Consider the following 15,253-nt stretch of genomic DNA (forward strand, 5'->3'; position numbering starts at 1 on the left):
TGCGCGAAGTGCGCGAGGCCATGGCGCACGGGCGGTTCCTGGACTTCACCTCACCCCGCTACAGCAACTACCTCACGGTGCGCGCCCAATCCGGCGTCGCAGCCTGAAGGAGCAGGCGATGACCCACTGCGAACCCGTCCCGATGGCTCGCCCGGTGTTCGAGGTCGACCAGGAAGTGCTGCGCGAACTCGGCGCGGTGCTGGAATCGGGCATGGTGACCAATGGCAGGCTGGTGCGCGCCTTCGAGCAGGAGGTGGCCGAGCACCTCGGCGTCGCGTGCGTCGTGGCGGTCAGCAGCTGCACCACCGGCCTGATGCTCGTGCTGCGCTGTCTGGGCCTGCGGGGCGACGTCGTCATCCCCAGCTTCACGTTCATGGCCACCGGTCACGCCGTGATCTGGAACGGGCTGACGCCCCGCTTCGCCGACGTCGATCCCGCGACGTGCACCCTCGACCCGGCTTCGGTGGACGCGGTGGTCGACGGCGCGTCGGCCGTGCTGGCCGTGCACACCTTCGGCGCGCCCTGCGACACCGTGGCGTTGCAGGAGGTCGCGGACCGGCGTGGTGTTCCCCTGGTGGTCGACGCCGCCCACGGCTTCGGCAGCCGCTACCCGGACGGCACAGCGGTGGGCACCAAGGGGGTGGCCGAGGTCTTCAGCCTCAGCCCCACCAAACCGCTGTCCACCGGCGAGGGCGGCTTGATCGCCACGACCGACGAGGACTTCGCCAGTGAGCTGCGCGTGGCCAGGGAGTACGGCAACCCCGGTGACTACGACAGCAGGATGCCCGGCCTCAGCGGCCGGATGACCGAGTTGGCCGCGGTGCTGGGGCGGGCCAACCTGCGCACGTTCCCGAGGTGGGCTCAGCGGCGGCGCGCCCTCGTCGACCGGTACCGGCGCGGCCTGGCGGAAGTGGTGGGCGTCGAGCCACAGCGGGTTCCGGCGGGCGCGCTCAGCTCCTACAAGGACTTCGTGGTCCGGGTCGACGCCGAGGCGTTCGGCGGCGACCGGGACGATCTCGCCGACCGCCTGCGCCGACAGGGGATCAGCACGCGGTCCTACTTCGACCCGCCGCTGCACCGCCAGTCCGCGTACCGCCACCTGACGCCGGGGACGCCGCTGCCGCACACCGAGGCGTTGTGCGCCGAGATGCTGACGCTGCCCCTGTACCCGAAGATGGAGGACCCGGTGGTCGACCGGATCTGCCGGGCGATCGGCGAGGGGGGAGCGAGCGCGTGAGGGACTACGTCGCCGAGTTGCGGGCACTGGTGGGCAGTCGGCCGCTGATCCTGCCCGGCACGTCGGTGGTGGCGGTCGACGAGCGGGATCGGCTGCTCCTGCTGCGTCGGCGCGACACCGGCGGTTGGGGCCTGCCCGGAGGGCTGATGGAGCCGGGGGAGTCGTTCGAGGACACCGGTCGCCGCGAGCTGTGGGAGGAGACCGGCCTGCGCGCGGGTGAACTGGTCCTGCTCGACGTGTTCGCGGGGCCCGAGTACTTCTACCGGTACCCCAACGGCGACCAGGTGCACAACGTCACCGCCGCCTACCTGGCGCGCGTCTCGGCGTCGGACCGACTGGTGCTGCAGGAGACCGAGGCTTGCGGCGCGGCGTTCTTCGCCGCGCGTGAGGTCCCCGCAGGCGTCATCGCCCCGGAGCGCCCCATCGTCGCGCGGTACCGGAGGATCGCGGAGGGGGAACGGCCATGGCCCACCTGGAGTTCATCGACGACTGCCTGCGCCGCGCGGCCGCGCTAGCGCGCCGCTCGGCGGACCGGTCCGCCGTCGCGGTCAAGCCGGACGACCCCAACCAGGTGGTCACCCCGGCGGATCTGGCGATCAGCGCCGAGCTGGTCGGCCGCATCACCGCGCGCTTCCCCGACGACTCGGTGCTGGACGAGGAGACCGGCCCGCGGCGCGGCCCCTCGGGCACCACGTGGGTGCTCGACCCGCTCGACGGGTCGAGCAACTACGCGGCGGGAACGGCGCTGTACGGCACCATGCTGGCCGTCGTGGAGCACGGTCGGGTGGTGGCCGCGGGCATCGCGCTGCCGGAGTTCGACGAGGTCCTGCTCGCCGAGCGCGGTGGGGGAACCCACCTCAACGGAGTGCGGGTGCGCACGCCCGCGCGCACCGAGCTGGCCGACTGCCTGGTGGCCCACGGGCTGGACACCGGGCCGCCCGCCGAGCTGAGCGAGGACTTCCGACGGCTGTCCTGGCTGGCATCGCGCTGCTTGGGCATCCGGATGAGCAACAGCGTCTTCGACGCGGTGCAGGTCGTCAAGGGCGCGTACGGCGCCTTCCTCCACCGGCGCACCAGGATCTGGGACGTGGCGGCCATCGACTGCGTGGCGCGGGAGGCGGGAGGGTGCTGCACCGCTCCGGACGGCGAGCCGCTGGACTTCACCGACCCGATCGCCCGCGCCGCGGACTGGTACCCGGTGCGGGTGTGCGCCGACGGGCTGCAACCGGCGTTGACCGGGGACGGTGCCGCTGGGGCGGGTGTCGCTGATTGACTTGGCAGCATGACCACACCCGTCCCCGCACGGCCTTCCATCCTGACCGTGGACGACGACCCCGGCGTGTCCAGGGCCATCGCGCGTGATCTGCGCAGGCAGTACGGCGAGAGCTACCGGATCGTGAGGGCCGAGTCGGGCCCCCACGCGCTGGAGGCGCTGCGCGAGATCAAGATGCGCGGCGAGGAGGTGGCCGCGCTGCTGGCTGACCACCGGATGCCGCAGATGACCGGCGTCGAGTTCCTGGAAGCCGCCATGGACCTGTTCCCGGTGGCCCGGCGCGTGCTGCTGACCGCCTACGCGGACACCGACGCGGCGATCCGGGCGATCAACGTCGTCGACCTGGACCACTACCTGCTCAAGCCGTGGGACCCGCCGCAGGAGAAGCTCTACCCGGTGCTGGACCGGCTGCTGGCCGACTGGTGCGCGACCGACCGCAGACCGCCCCGGCAGGTCCGGGTGGTCGGCCACCGCTGGTCGCCGCGCTCCTACGAGGTGCGCGACTTCCTGGCCCGCAACTCGGTGCCGTTCCGCTGGCACGCCTTGGACGACACCGATGCCGAGGCCGCCCGGCTGCTGACCGCCGCGGGCCAGGACGGCACCCGGCTGCCGGTGGTGGTGACCGCGGAGGGCGAGGCGCTGGTCGGGCCGTCGGACGCCGAGCTGGCCGCGAAGGTCGGCCTGAGCACGCGGCCCTCCACCGACTTCTACGACCTGATCGTGGTCGGCGGCGGCCCCGCCGGGTTGGGCGCGGCGGTCTACGGCGGCTCGGAGGGCCTGCGCACGGTGCTGGTCGAGCGCCGGGCCACCGGTGGTCAGGCGGGCACCAGCAGCCGCATCGAGAACTACCTGGGGTTCCCCGAGGGCGTCTCGGGCGAGCAGCTGACCGAGCGCGCCCGCAGGCAGGCGTTGAAGTTCGACGTCGAACTGCTGACCACCCGCGACGTGGTGGGGCTCGAGCCGCGCGGCGCGGCGCGCGTGGTGCGCTTCGACGACGGCACCGAGTTGGCCGCGCACACCGTCATCCTGGCCACCGGCGTGTCCTACCGGATGCTGGACGCGCCGGGGCTGGGCGGGCTGACCGGCCGAGGCGTGTACTACGGCGCGGCCACCACCGAGGGGCCCCACTGCGCGGGGCAGGACGTCTACCTGGTCGGCGGTGCCAACTCCGCGGGCCAGGCCGCCCTGTACTTCGCCGCCCACGCGCGCCGCGTGGTGCTGCTCGTGCGCGGCGACTCGCTGGAGCGGACCATGTCGCACTACCTGGTCCAACAGCTGGCCGACGTGCCCAACATCGAGGTGCTGACCTGCACCGAGGTCGTCGGCGGCAGCGGCGGCGACCACCTGGAGTCGCTGGTCCTGCGGGACAACCGGACCGGCGGGAAGACCTCGGTGCGCGCCTCGTGGTTGTTCGCCTTCATCGGCGCCGCGCCGCGCACCGACTGGCTGGAGGGCACGCTGGCGCGCGACGAGCGCGGGTTCGTGCTGGCCGGACCGGACCTGGTCGCCGACGGCCGCGCCCCGGCAGGGTGGGACCTGGACCGCCTGCCCTACCACCTGGAGACCAGCTTGCCCGGCGTGTTCGTCGCGGGCGACGTGCGCGCCGCCTCGGTGAAGCGAGTGGCTTCCGCGGTCGGCGAAGGCGCGATGGCGGTATCGCTGGTGCACCGCTACCTGGAGAGGTCCTGATGTCCCCCCGGAACGAGCCGCAGAACGAGCCCCGGAACGAGTCGCAGGACGAGCCGCTGAAGCTGACCGCCGAGGACCTGCGCGGCCTGTTCCTGTTCCAGCACCTGGACGAGGACCAGCTGGCCTGGCTGGTCGAGCACGGACAGGTCGAGATCCGCGCCGCGGGCAGCGCCGTGCACACCGAGGGTGAACCCGCGACGTGCTTCTTCGTGCTGCTCGACGGCACGATCGCGCTCAGCCGCGACATCGGCGGCCAGCGCGTCGAGATCAACCGCACCGACCACCGCGGGGCCTACTTCGGCGCCACCCAGGCGTACCTGGAGACCGACGCGGCGTCCGGGACCGCCTACCAGATGACCGCCGAGGCGATCACCGACGTGCGCCTGTACCAGTTGCCCGCGCGGGACTTCGGGCCGATCGTGCGCGAGTGGTTCCCGATGGCCATGCACCTGCTGGAGGGGCTGCTCATCGGGATGCGGAACACCCAGCGCATCGTCGGCCAGCGCGAGCGGCTGCTGGCGCTGGGCTCGCTGTCGGCGGGCCTGACCCACGAGCTGAACAACCCGGCCGCCGCGGCGGTCCGCGCGACCGCCGCGCTGCGCGAGCGGGTCGCCGGGATGCGCCACAAGCTGGCCATGCTCGCGGGCGGCTCGATCGACCCGGCCACCCTGCCGGTGCTGGTGGAGTTGCAGGCGGAGGCCGTCGAGCGGGTCGCCAAGGCCCCCGAGCTGGGGCCGATGGAGGCCGCCGACCGCGAGGACGAGGTCGGCGAGTGGCTGGCCGCGCACGGCGTCGAGGGCGGCTGGGAGCTCGCGCCGACCCTCGTGGCCGGTGGCCTGGACGTGGCGTGGCTGGAGCACGCGGTGAACCGCTGTCCCCAGACTGCCACCGAGGCGGCCGTGCGGTGGCTGGGCTACACGGTGGAGACCGAGACCCTGATGAACGAGATCGAGGACGCGACCACCAGGGTCTCCAGCCTGGTCGGCGCGGCCAAGCAGTACTCGCAGCTGGACCGGGCGCCCTTCCAGGTGGTCGACGTGCACGAGCTGCTCGACTCGACCCTGGTGATGATGGGGCGCAAGATCGGTGACCGGGTGCGGGTGGTCAAGGACTACGACCGGTCGCTGCCCGCGCTGCCCGCGTACGCGGCGGAGCTGAACCAGGTGTGGACCAACCTGGTGGACAACGCGCTGGCGGCGATGGGCGGCGAGGGGACGCTGACCGTGCGCACGTCCCGGCGGGAGGACCGCGCGGTGGTGGAGATCGGGGACACCGGCGTGGGGATCGCGCCGGAGCTGCTGGGGCGGATCTTCGAGCCGTTCTTCACCACCAAGCCGGTGGGGGAGGGGACCGGGCTGGGGTTGGACATCTCGTGGCGGATCGTGGTCAACAAGCACCGCGGCGACATCCAGGTCGAGTCGGCGCCGGGCGACACCCGGTTCCGGGTCCTGCTGCCCCTGGTCGCGCCCCCACTCCCGGAAAGCACGACCACCGCCTGATCCCAGGCGCCTGCAAGTACCACCCGACCCCTCCGCCGGGGCCGGTAACCGCTACCCGGCCCCGGTTGCCCCCGCGCTAGCGCGCCAGCCCGTCCAGCCGCACCTGGACGTCCTCAGCCTCGGCATCGCGGTCCTGCGACCGGTAGGCCGCCACCTCGCCCAGCAGGTCTGACCCGTCCACCGCCCGCTACCTCCCGGGACTGACCCGACCAGCGGATTCCAACGATCGGCAAGGGGGTTGCACGACCGGCCGGGCAGGGTGCGCCAGGAGGCGGCCCTGGGTGACCTGGGGGCCGGGGCCGCCCCACCTCACCCGCAAGTGGCCAGCGCCCGGTCCAGCGCCGAGCGCTCGGGGTCGGTGGTGGGCAGGTCGTAGATCGCCTTCACACCGACGTAGACGCGCGCGTAGGCGCAGGCGTAGGCGGGGTTGGGCGGCATCCACTCGTCCGGTGTCCGGTCGCCCTTGGCCTGGTTGACCTTCCCCTGCACGGCCACCAGGTTGCGCAGGTCGTTGGCGGCGGCGGTGCGCCGCTCCGCTGGCCAGGAGCCCGCGCCGCCGCGCCACATCTCGGCCAGCGGCACCACGTGGTCGATCTGGATCTTCGAGACGCCGGTGACCGTCTCCCCGGTGTAGGGGTCGAGCAAGGTGCCCGAGTTGACCGCGCACCGGCCCTCCTTGCGGGTGACCCCGGTCAGGTCGCGGGCCAGCACCTGGCTGCGCTGGTCGCACCCGTCGCCGTCCACGTCGACCCAGGGCCTGCCGAACACGCACGCCGCGCCGTCGTCGCAGTCGCGGACGTAGCCGTCGAGCCCGCCCGGCGCGGCCACCCGCAGCTGGGCCAGCCGGGTCCGCGCGGTCGCGGCGTCCGGTGTGCCGTCGGGGACGCGCTGGGCGGCTTGCGCCGCCGATGGGCCGGCACTGGTGGCGGGTGAACCGCCGGGCAGGGCGGCGCAGCCGGTCAGCAGGACGGTCAGCGCTGTGGTCAGCGCTGTGGTGGCACGCCGGGTCATCGGGCTCCTCCCAGGTCTTCCGCTGCCCCGGTGGTACCCGGCCAGGTGGCACTGCGTAACTCGATCGTGTTAAGCCGCCCGAGTGGTTGGGGTCTTCCTGATCACGTCGGGTGGTTAGCTTGATCCGGTGAAGCGCCTGGGGTGGCTCATCGTCGTCGCTCTTCTCGCGGGTCTGCCCGCGCCCGGCACGGCTTCGGCGGCTGCCCGGAGTCCCGCGGACTGCGCCGCGGCGCTCGACTGCACGGCGGCCGAGATCGACCGCATGGCCATGGACGAGCGGCTGGAACTGCTCCGCGCCCTGCAACGCGGTCCGGCGGCCGTGTTCGGCGCGACCGACCGGTGGCGCAACGTCGAAGGCGTCATCGCCTTCTTCCGCGATCGCGGGTTGGGCGCCCCCGGCACCTGGGTCTCGCACGTCGACGCGGGCATCCTGGAGGGGATCGAGCGCGGCGTCGCCATCGCGCTGGGCCGTTCGACCGACGGGTTCGGCAACCCCGGCTCGGCGGAGTGGGCGGACTACCTGATCGCTCTGCGGCGCGGCGAACTGGCCGAGCGCGCCGCGCACGACCGGGCGTGGAGCGAGGCCGAGCAGGCCGCCACCGATCACGGCGTGGTGCTCGCCGAGCGGGTGCGCGGACTGCGCCCCACCGCCGTGGAGCGCCGCTTCTTCCTGTTCTCCGAGTTCTACCGGTGGACCCTGCGCAACCGCCCGGCCGTGCTGGACCTGCTGCTGGTGCACGGGGTGCTGGTGCACCCCGTGCTGCCCCTGCGGCGGGTGCCGTTCGTGGACTGGTTCACCGACGTCGGCAATCCCGTGCCGTCCTACGAGGGCTGCCAGGTCGCTTACGCCCACGCCGAGCTCGACCCGGTCTCGGGCTCGTTCGGCACGCTGGAACTGCTGCTGGCCTACCTGCCCGAGCTGTTCGAGGAGTTCCGCGGCGACCGCGCGGGCGGGTGATCCGGCGGCCGGTCACCGGGGGCGCAGGCGGCGGGCCAGCAGCTCGCGCAGCGCCCCGGTCCGCTCGGCCAGCCCGCCCAGCGACGTCAGGAACTCACCGGCCGTCGGGCCGAGCGCGCCCAGCAGTTCGGCGGTGACCTCGGCGCGGGCGGCGCGGCCCGCCTCGACCGCAGCCAGCCCGCGCGGGGTCAGCTCGACCAAGCGGGCACGGCTGTCCCTCGGGTCGGGGCGGCGCGCGGCGTAGCCGACCCGCTCCATCTCGGCGACCACCTTCGACGCCCCCTGCGCGGTCATGCCCAGCCGCTCGGCCAGGTCGGTCACCCGCACCGGGCCGGTGAGCAGGTGCTGGAAGACGTAGCCGTGGACGGTGCGGGCCTCGCCGTGCCCGGCTTCGGCCATCCGGGCGCGCACGCGCGCGTCGCACTCCGCGGCCAGCGCGGTCAGCAGCAGGGGCAGGTCGCGGTCGGGGGTTGACGCCACGGCGGGAGGCTGACATGTTCAACCATGGTTGTGCAACCTAGGTTGAGCATTTTGTCCGAGGAGGTGGCGCGGATGCTGTGCGACCCGGCGTTCCGACCGGTGGTCGAGGCGTTCCGCGAAGGCATCGGTGCGGGCGGGGCGGCACTGGCGATCACCGCGGGCGGACGGATCGTGGTGGACGTGTGGCACGGCACCCGCGACGAAGCGGGCACCCTGCCGTGGGAACGCGACACCGTGGTCAACGTCTTCTCGGTGTCCAAGAGCTTGGTCACGACCCTCGCCCACGTGCTGGTGCGCCGCGGACTGCTGGATTTGGACGCGCCGGTGTCGGCCTACTGGCCCGCGTTCCGCACCCGCACCACGGTCGCCGACCTGCTGGCGCACCGGGCGGGGCTGCCCGCCCTGCGCGACCCGATGCCCGAGGGCAGCGCCTACGACTGGGACGCGATGACCGCCGCGCTGGCGGCCGAGCCGCCGTGGTGGGAGCCGGGCACCCGGCACGGCTACCACGCGGTGACCTTCGGCTGGCTGGTCGGCGAAGTGCTGCGACGGGCGACCGGCACCTCCGTGCGCGACCTGGTCACCGCCGAACTGGGCCCCGACCTGCACATCGGGCTGCCCGCGCACGCCGAGCGCCGCGCCGCGTCCGTGCTGCCGCCCGAGGGGAGCGCGGGCGTCGCACCGGCCCCCGGCCCGGTGGCGCTGCGCGCCTTCACCAACCCGGCGGACCTGCTCGTCCCCGGCGCCATCAACACGCCCGCCGCGCGGCGGGCGCAGATCCCGGCCGTCAACGGCCACGCCACCGCCCGCGCGCTGGCCGCGCTGCACGGCGGACTGGCGGACCTGCTCGGCTCCGACGTGCTGGCGCGGGCCACCGCCCCGCGCAGCGACGGCCCCGACGAGGTGCTGGGCGGGCGCACCCGGTTCGGGCTGGGCTACATGCTGCCCAACGAGGTCCGGCCGTTCGCGCCCAACCCGCGCGCCTTCGGCCACACCGGCGCGGGCGGCTCGCTCGCCTTCGCCGACCCGGACCTGGGCATCGGCCTGGGGTACGTGACCAACCGCGTGCTGATCACCCCGGCGGGACCGGACCCGCGGTGGACGCCGCTCCTGGAAGCCCTGTACCGCTGAGCCCGCTCCCGGCCAGTTGCGCCACGAGGTCGGTCAGCGCCCGTCCCAGCGGCAGGTCCACGCGCACGGTCGCGCAGGCGTCGCCACGGGTCTGGCCGCGGTTGACGATCAGCACCGGCTTGCCCGCCTTGGCCGCGTGGCGGACGAACCGCAGCCCCGACATGACCGTCAGCGAGGAGCCGAGCACCAGCAGCGCCCGTGACTGGTCGACGAGCCGGTAGCACCGCCGCACCCGCTCCGGCGGCACGTTCTCGCCGAAGAACACGACGTCCGGCTTGAGCACGCCGGAGCCGCAGTCCGCGCACCCGACCACCCGGAAGCCGCGCACCTGCCCCTCGTCGAGGTCGACGTCGCCATCGGGGTTGATCCGGGTGGCCTCGCCCTCGAACGACGGGTTGGCCGCGCGCAGCCTGCGGTCCAGCTCCTCGCGCGGGCTGGTCCGCCCGCAGTCCAGGCAGACCACGCGGTCCAGGCTGCCGTGCAACTCCACCGCGTCGGACGTGCCCGCGGCCTGGTGCAGGCCGTCCACGTTCTGCGTGATGACGCCGGAGAGGTGGCCCGCCGCGCGCAGCGCCGCCACCGCCCGGTGGCCGTCGTTGGGCCGGGCTCTGGCGATGGTCCGCCAGCCCAGGTGGCTGCGCGCCCAGTACCGGCGGCGGGCGTCCGGGCTGTCGACGAACTCCTGGTAGGTCATCGGGGTGTGCTTGCGCAGACTGCCCGCGGCGCCGCGGTAGTCGGGGATGCCGGACTCGGTGGACAGCCCCGCCCCGCTGAGCACCAGCACCCGTCCCCGCGCGACCACCGGGACGACCTCGTCCAGGCTGGTCGTCCGCGGCAGCGGCGCGCCCGTGGCCGTCCAGCTCAACGTGGGTCGTGTTCGCATGGTTCGAGACTACGTGCGGCCGCGGGTTCATCGGAGTGTCACCTGGTGGCGGAGGTCCCCGGCCGGGCGGTCCCCCGGCCGGGGACGGGGCCGTGCCGCAGGCGGCGAAACCTCCCGATCGAGGGGTTTTCCTTGTCGGTCAAGCATCTCACTCAATGGGGGCTTCCCCTCGCGCGGGCCTGTCGGACCTGATTGCCCGCTGCCACGATGAGTTCCGGGTCCGACATCGTCCGCAGTGGAGGGAAGGGGAGTCGGATGACCGTTGTCTCGTCGGGGGAAGGCGTCCGGGAATCGGTCCGCGGGATGCTGCCCGAGCTGTGGGGGACGCTGAGCGAGCTGGTCCGGTTGCGGTCGGTCAGCGCGGGCCCGGCCGAACCGCTGGCCGCCACCGCCCGCCGGGTCGCCGAGCTGTTCCGCGCAGCGGGCTTGGGCAGCGCGGACGTCATCACCATCGAGCACGGCGGCAGCACCTCCGCCCCGCTGGTGTACGCCGACGAGCGCAAGCACGCGGGCGCGCCGACGGTGCTGCTCTACGCCCACTACGACGTGCAGCCCGCCGACGCCGCGCAGTGGCAGGTGACCGAGCCCTTCACCCCGAAGGAGGTGCCCGACGGGGACGACACCCGGCTCTACGGGCGGGGAGCGGCGGACGACAAGTCCGGCGTGGTGATGCACCTCGGCGCGGTCAGGGCACTGCTGGAGCAGGCGGCGGACGCGCCGGTGAACCTCAAGCTGGTGGTGGAGGGCGAGGAGGAGACCGGCGAGAGCACGCTGGACCAGTACCTGGCCGAGCACCCGGAGGACCCGCGGTTCCAGGCCGACGTGGTGGTCGTGGCCGACACCGGCAACCTGCGGCTGGGCGCGCCCACCCTGACCTCGACCCTGCGCGGCATCGCGGTGGTCGACGTGGAGCTGCGCACGCTGCGGCGCGCGGTGCACAGCGGGATGTACGGCGGGCCCGCGCCGGACGCCTTCATGGCGCTGGTGCAGGTGCTGTCCACGCTGCTGGACCGGGAGACCGGCGCGGTGGCGGTGCCCGGTCTGGCCGACCAGGACTACCCGTGGTCGGCGGTGTCGGAGGAGTCCTTCCGCGCCGACGCGGGCGTGCTGCCCGGCGTGGCGCTGATCGGCGCGCCCGAGGACAGCCTGGCCAAGCGGCTCTACGGCAGGGCGTCGATCAACGTGGTGGGCCTGAGCGGGGTGCCCGGCATGGACGCGGCCACGAACGTGCTCTGCCCGGCGGCCCGCGCGCGCGTGAGCATGAGGCTGGCCCCCGACCAGGACACGGGAGCGGCTCTGGAAGCGCTGCGCGCCCACCTGGTCGGCGCCGCGCCGTGGGGGCTGGAGGTGGAGGTCACCGCGGTGGGCCGGGGGACCGGGTTCGTCGCGCAGCGCGGCGCCCACCACGACGCGATCGAACAGGCGCTGCGCGAGGCCTACGGAACCGCCACCGTGGAGCACGCCGGGCAGGGCGGTTCCATTCCGCTGGTCGCCGCGTTCCGGGCGGCCAATCCCGACGCCGACATCGTCCTGTGGGGCTGCGAGGAGCCCAGGGCGAACATCCACGGCAACGACGAGAGCGTGAGCCGGTCCGAGCTGGAGCGCATGACGCTCGCCGAGGCGCTGCTGCTCCAGGCGCTCACCCGTCCCTGAATCCCGCCGCCCCGCACCCCCGCGTGCGAGCGGGGGCGCTGCGGGCTGCCCGCCTGCGAGCAGGCGACCACGACAGAAAGGCGACCATGACCACCACCAAGGGGCCCAAGACCGCGGTCGACCGGTCGAGCGCGGTCAGCGCCGACCAGCCCACCGACGACGAGTTCCGGCTCCCTCCCGACGGCCTGCCCGAGGCGGACCGCAAGAAGGCGCTGGACAAGCTGGAGGCCTACTTCGCCCAGCAGCGCGCCGAGTTCCTCGGCTACCAGACCAACGAGGGCTTCAGCTACCACGCGGACATGGCCAGGTTCCTCGACTACCACTTCAACAACGTGGGCGACCCGTTCGAAGCGTCGCACTTCACCCTGCACACCCGCTGGGCCGAGCGCGCCGTGCTGGACTACTACGCCAGGATCTGGCACGCCAAGCCCAGGACCAAGAACTCCAGGGGCGAGATGCCCCCCGACGCCTACTGGGGCTACGTGCTCACCATGGGCTCGTCGGAGGGCAACAACTACGCGCTGTGGAACGCCAGGGACTACCTGTCGGGCAAGACGCTGATGCGCGAGCCGGACCCGAACGGCCTGGCGCAGTACATGTGGGTGCAGGACACCGTCCCCGCCGACAACGAGAACGCCTACTCGCCGGTGGGCTTCTACTCCCACGACACCCACTACTCGGTGGCGAAGGCCATGCGGGTGCTGGGCATCCCGAGCTTCTACGAGCTCGGCACGAAGAAGTACCCGCACGCCAACCCGCTCAACCCCGGACAGCCGTGGGACCACGAGGTGCCCTCGGAGGGCGGCGACGACGGGCCGGGCAGCATCGACATCGCGGCGCTGACCAAGCTCGTGGAGTTCTTCGCCAGCATGGGCCACCCCATCCTGATCAACCTCAACTACGGCAGCACGTTCAAGGGCGCCTACGACGACGTGGCCGCCGTCTGCGACGCCCTGCGCCCGATCTTCGCCAAGTACGGCCTGGACAAGCGCAAGGTCCGCTACGGTCGCGACGAGCAGGGCAACGAGCTGGTCGACGAGCGCGCGGGCCACTGGATCCACGTCGACGGCGCCCTCGGCGCGACCTACGCGCCGTTCCTGGAGAAGGCGATCGACGCGGGCCGGATCGACGAGGACGCCGCGCTGCCGCTGTTCGACTTCCGCGTCCCCGAGGTGTTCTCGATCGTCACCAGCGGCCACAAGTACCCCGGTGCGCCGTGGCCGTGCGGCATCTTCATGACCAAGGCCAACCTGCAGATGCTGCCGCCGGACCAGCCCGCGGTCATCGGCTCGCCGGACACCACCTTCGGCGGCTCGCGCAACGCCTTCTCCCCGCTGATCATGTGGGACTTCCTGGCCAGGCACTCCGAGCAGACCCAGGTCGACATGATCGTCGAGGCCGAGGAGGTCGCCGCCTACGCGGTGGCCAGGATCGGGGAACTGGGCGAGAGGTGGGCGGCGGCGCGTACCCCGCTGTCGCTGTCCGTGCGGTTCATGAAGCCACCGGACGAGATCGTGCACCGGTACTCGCTGGCCACCGTGCCGCTGAAGACCTCGTCGGGGACCGTGGTGGACTACGCCCACCTGTACGTGATGCCGCACGTGACCAGGGAACTGGTCGACAGCCTGGTCGAGGACCTGCGGACCGCCCCGGAGATCCCGGTGCAGCGCGCCCGGCGCGGCGGTGTCGACCTGATCACCTACGTCGACGGCTCCGCGGAGACCCCCGACGTGTCCCGCCTGGCCCTGGTCCGCACCTGGGGCAACGGTTTCTAGCCCGGAGAGGGGACGAGTATGTCCACGCAGCGCGAGCCACAGCCCGACCAGCACGGCTTCGTCCTGATGGGCCGCACCGACGTGCACGGTGCGCACCTGGCCATGTTCAACATGCCCGAGCACACCTACCAGGTCATCCTCAGGCTGGTGCTGGGCTTGGACGGCAACGGGCAGGACGCGCGTGAGAAGTACTTGGACGCACTGGCCGAAGACCCGTCGTCACCGGTCATCGTGGTCAACCCCGAGTCGCACAAGATGCTGCTGCCGGACCTGATCGACCAGGGTTCCTTCCCCGCGGAGATCTGGCAGCTGCCGGGCAACGACTTCGGCAAGCGCAGGGTCGTCGCCACGGGGTTGGACGTCTGGATCGAGGCCGTGCTGCAGAACCGCAAGTTCGACCCCACCGAGACGCCGCCCGCCCGGCCCCGCTACCAGCTCTTCGGCACGTCGCAGGAGAGCCACATGGCGCACTACATGACCTGGCAGCCGGACTACCAGCTGGTGCTGGACGTCACGGGGGTGCAGGGGCTGTCCGACTACGAGCTGCGGTGGGGCACCTGGGTGGAGTTGACCAGGATCGCCGAGAACCACAGCCCGACGAGCGACCCGATGGCCCCGCACCGGTACCGGTCGATCGACGCCGTCACCGTCGAGGGTGGCAGGCCGGTGTCGATCACCGTGGAAGCGACCCGCTGGTTCGACACCAAGTACCTCAACATGCCCGCGCACAGCGCCCAGAGCTTCACCGAGCTGGCCGCCCCCGCGGCTGCGGTCTGAGAACGCGGCCACCGGCCCCGCGCCCCCGTCTGGGGCGCGGGGCCGGTGCGCGCTACCGGTCAGGCCGCGCGAGCCAGCTCCAGGAAAGCCGTCCACCGCCGGGCGTCGACGGTGATCAGCGGGCCGCGGTGCTTGGCGTCCCGGATGCTGACCCGACCGTCGGGGTGGTCGTCGAAGCGGACTTCGACGCAGGCCTGGGAGGCGGAGCTGAAGCTGCTCTTGAACCAGCCGCGCGAGCCGGGGGACCAGGCGTGGGGCATCAGGGCCGCTCCATCTCGTCGTGGACCTCGGCGACGAGGGCGCGGGAGGCGCTCTCGTCCAGGGCCCGGTTGAAGGTCTCGTCGAAACCGGCGGCGGATTCGAGTATCACCTGCCGCTTGTCGACCACGACACCGCTGATCGCCGTCTCCTGCCACACCAGGTCGGGCAACCTGGGGGAGGGGAAGGACAGGATCATCAGCGGCGCCCCCAGCAGCGGGTGCGCCCCGGCGGTGAACGGCACCACGCGGACGCGCACGTGCCCGCTCCTGCCGTCGATGACCTCCAGCAGGTGGGCCAACTGGTGGCGCATGGTCGTCCGGCCGCCGATCCACTGCCGCAGCGCGGCCTCGCCGAGCACCACGTCGAGCCCGAGCGGTTGGTCGCCCTCCAGCCGGGCCTGCCGCGCCAGCCTGGTCCGCAGCCGGGGCTCGACGTCGACCGGTCGGATGTAGGGGGTGCCCGCGCTCATCACGGCCCGCGCGTAGTCGGGGGTCTGGAGCAGGCCGGGCACCAGGTCCGGGGCGTACTCGCGGACCCGGTGGGCGCCCGCTTCGAGCCCGAGCAGGCGCAGGAACTCCTCGGTGTGCAGCCTGCCCTGGTCGTGCCACCACCCGCGCCGGTCGGTC

At 72.9% G+C, this 15,253-nt stretch carries 15 protein-coding genes; 10 read left to right on the forward strand and 5 right to left on the reverse strand.

Annotation, left to right across the window (positions count from 1 at the left end; translation table 11 throughout):
• Positions 1-118 precede the first annotated feature (118 nt).
• Genes IEZ00_RS30175 through IEZ00_RS30195 form a run of 5 tightly spaced genes read left to right on the forward strand, consistent with a single transcriptional unit; the run spans position 119 to position 5,698 of the window.
• Positions 119-1,237, forward strand: a complete 1,119-nt coding sequence (locus tag IEZ00_RS30175) for a DegT/DnrJ/EryC1/StrS family aminotransferase (protein WP_189226760.1) — start codon at positions 119-121, stop codon at positions 1,235-1,237.
• Positions 1,234-1,752, forward strand: a complete 519-nt coding sequence (locus IEZ00_RS30180; protein WP_189226761.1) for an NUDIX hydrolase — start codon at positions 1,234-1,236, stop codon at positions 1,750-1,752. Before IEZ00_RS30175 ends, IEZ00_RS30180 begins: the two co-directional genes overlap by 4 nt.
• On the forward strand, positions 1,701-2,510 hold the full coding sequence (locus tag IEZ00_RS30185; protein WP_189226762.1) for an inositol monophosphatase family protein: 810 nt from the start codon (positions 1,701-1,703) through the stop codon (positions 2,508-2,510). The genes IEZ00_RS30180 and IEZ00_RS30185 overlap by 52 nt, the downstream gene beginning before the upstream one ends.
• Before the next feature lie 9 nt (positions 2,511-2,519).
• A complete protein-coding gene (locus IEZ00_RS30190) occupies positions 2,520-4,199 on the forward strand; it encodes an FAD-dependent oxidoreductase (RefSeq protein ID WP_189226763.1) in 1,680 nt (559 codons plus the stop codon).
• The gene (locus tag IEZ00_RS30195) at positions 4,199-5,698 is read left to right on the forward strand and encodes an ATP-binding protein (RefSeq protein WP_189226764.1); all 1,500 of its coding nucleotides are present in this window, start codon (positions 4,199-4,201) and stop codon (positions 5,696-5,698) included. The genes IEZ00_RS30190 and IEZ00_RS30195 overlap by 1 nt, the downstream gene beginning before the upstream one ends.
• Before the next feature lie 309 nt (positions 5,699-6,007).
• On the opposite strand, the gene IEZ00_RS30200 is transcribed toward IEZ00_RS30195, so the two are convergent.
• Positions 6,008-6,709 carry an HNH endonuclease family protein gene (locus IEZ00_RS30200; RefSeq protein ID WP_189226765.1) on the reverse strand — a complete coding sequence of 234 codons (702 nt, stop codon included), beginning with the start codon at positions 6,707-6,709 and terminating at the stop codon, positions 6,008-6,010.
• A 127-nt stretch (positions 6,710-6,836) separates the two neighbouring features.
• On the opposite strand from IEZ00_RS30200, the gene IEZ00_RS30205 reads away from it, so the two are divergent.
• A complete protein-coding gene (locus IEZ00_RS30205; RefSeq protein ID WP_189226766.1) occupies positions 6,837-7,667 on the forward strand; it encodes a hypothetical protein in 831 nt (276 codons plus the stop codon).
• A gap of 12 nt (positions 7,668-7,679) precedes the next feature.
• Here IEZ00_RS30205 and IEZ00_RS30210 read toward each other — a convergent pair whose 3' ends face one another.
• Positions 7,680-8,147 (reverse strand): MarR family winged helix-turn-helix transcriptional regulator, encoded by a 468-nt coding sequence (locus IEZ00_RS30210; protein WP_209619392.1) that lies wholly within the window; start codon positions 8,145-8,147, stop codon positions 7,680-7,682.
• A gap of 51 nt (positions 8,148-8,198) precedes the next feature.
• Between IEZ00_RS30210 and IEZ00_RS30215 the strand changes: the two genes are divergently transcribed.
• A complete protein-coding gene (locus IEZ00_RS30215) occupies positions 8,199-9,278 on the forward strand; it encodes a serine hydrolase domain-containing protein (protein WP_189226767.1) in 1,080 nt (359 codons plus the stop codon).
• On the opposite strand, the gene IEZ00_RS30220 is transcribed toward IEZ00_RS30215, so the two are convergent.
• A complete protein-coding gene (locus IEZ00_RS30220) occupies positions 9,220-10,161 on the reverse strand; it encodes an NAD-dependent protein deacetylase (protein ID WP_189226768.1) in 942 nt (313 codons plus the stop codon). The genes IEZ00_RS30215 and IEZ00_RS30220 overlap by 59 nt on opposite strands.
• 255 nt (positions 10,162-10,416) lie before the next feature.
• Between IEZ00_RS30220 and IEZ00_RS30225 the strand changes: the two genes are divergently transcribed.
• The 3 genes from IEZ00_RS30225 (at position 10,417) to IEZ00_RS30235 (ending at position 14,366) form a co-directional block, all read left to right on the forward strand.
• The gene (locus IEZ00_RS30225) at positions 10,417-11,814 is read left to right on the forward strand and encodes a M20/M25/M40 family metallo-hydrolase (RefSeq protein ID WP_189226769.1); all 1,398 of its coding nucleotides are present in this window, start codon (positions 10,417-10,419) and stop codon (positions 11,812-11,814) included.
• Positions 11,815-11,900: 86 nt separating this feature from the next.
• A complete protein-coding gene (locus tag IEZ00_RS30230; protein WP_189226770.1) occupies positions 11,901-13,589 on the forward strand; it encodes a PLP-dependent aminotransferase family protein in 1,689 nt (562 codons plus the stop codon).
• An 18-nt stretch (positions 13,590-13,607) separates the two neighbouring features.
• Complete coding sequence (locus IEZ00_RS30235; RefSeq protein ID WP_189226771.1) at positions 13,608-14,366, forward strand: hypothetical protein; 759 nt, start codon at positions 13,608-13,610, stop codon at positions 14,364-14,366.
• Between the two features lie 59 nt (positions 14,367-14,425).
• Here IEZ00_RS30235 and IEZ00_RS30240 read toward each other — a convergent pair whose 3' ends face one another.
• On the reverse strand, positions 14,426-14,626 hold the full coding sequence (locus IEZ00_RS30240; RefSeq protein WP_189226772.1) for a DUF397 domain-containing protein: 201 nt from the start codon (positions 14,624-14,626) through the stop codon (positions 14,426-14,428).
• Positions 14,626-15,253: DUF5753 domain-containing protein (locus IEZ00_RS30245; RefSeq protein ID WP_229796232.1), on the reverse strand; the 628-nt coding region annotated here is incomplete at its 5' end. The genes IEZ00_RS30240 and IEZ00_RS30245, both read right to left, overlap by 1 nt.

Source organism: Saccharothrix coeruleofusca (assembly GCF_014648515.1).
GTDB lineage: Bacteria > Actinomycetota > Actinomycetes > Mycobacteriales > Pseudonocardiaceae > Actinosynnema > Actinosynnema coeruleofuscum.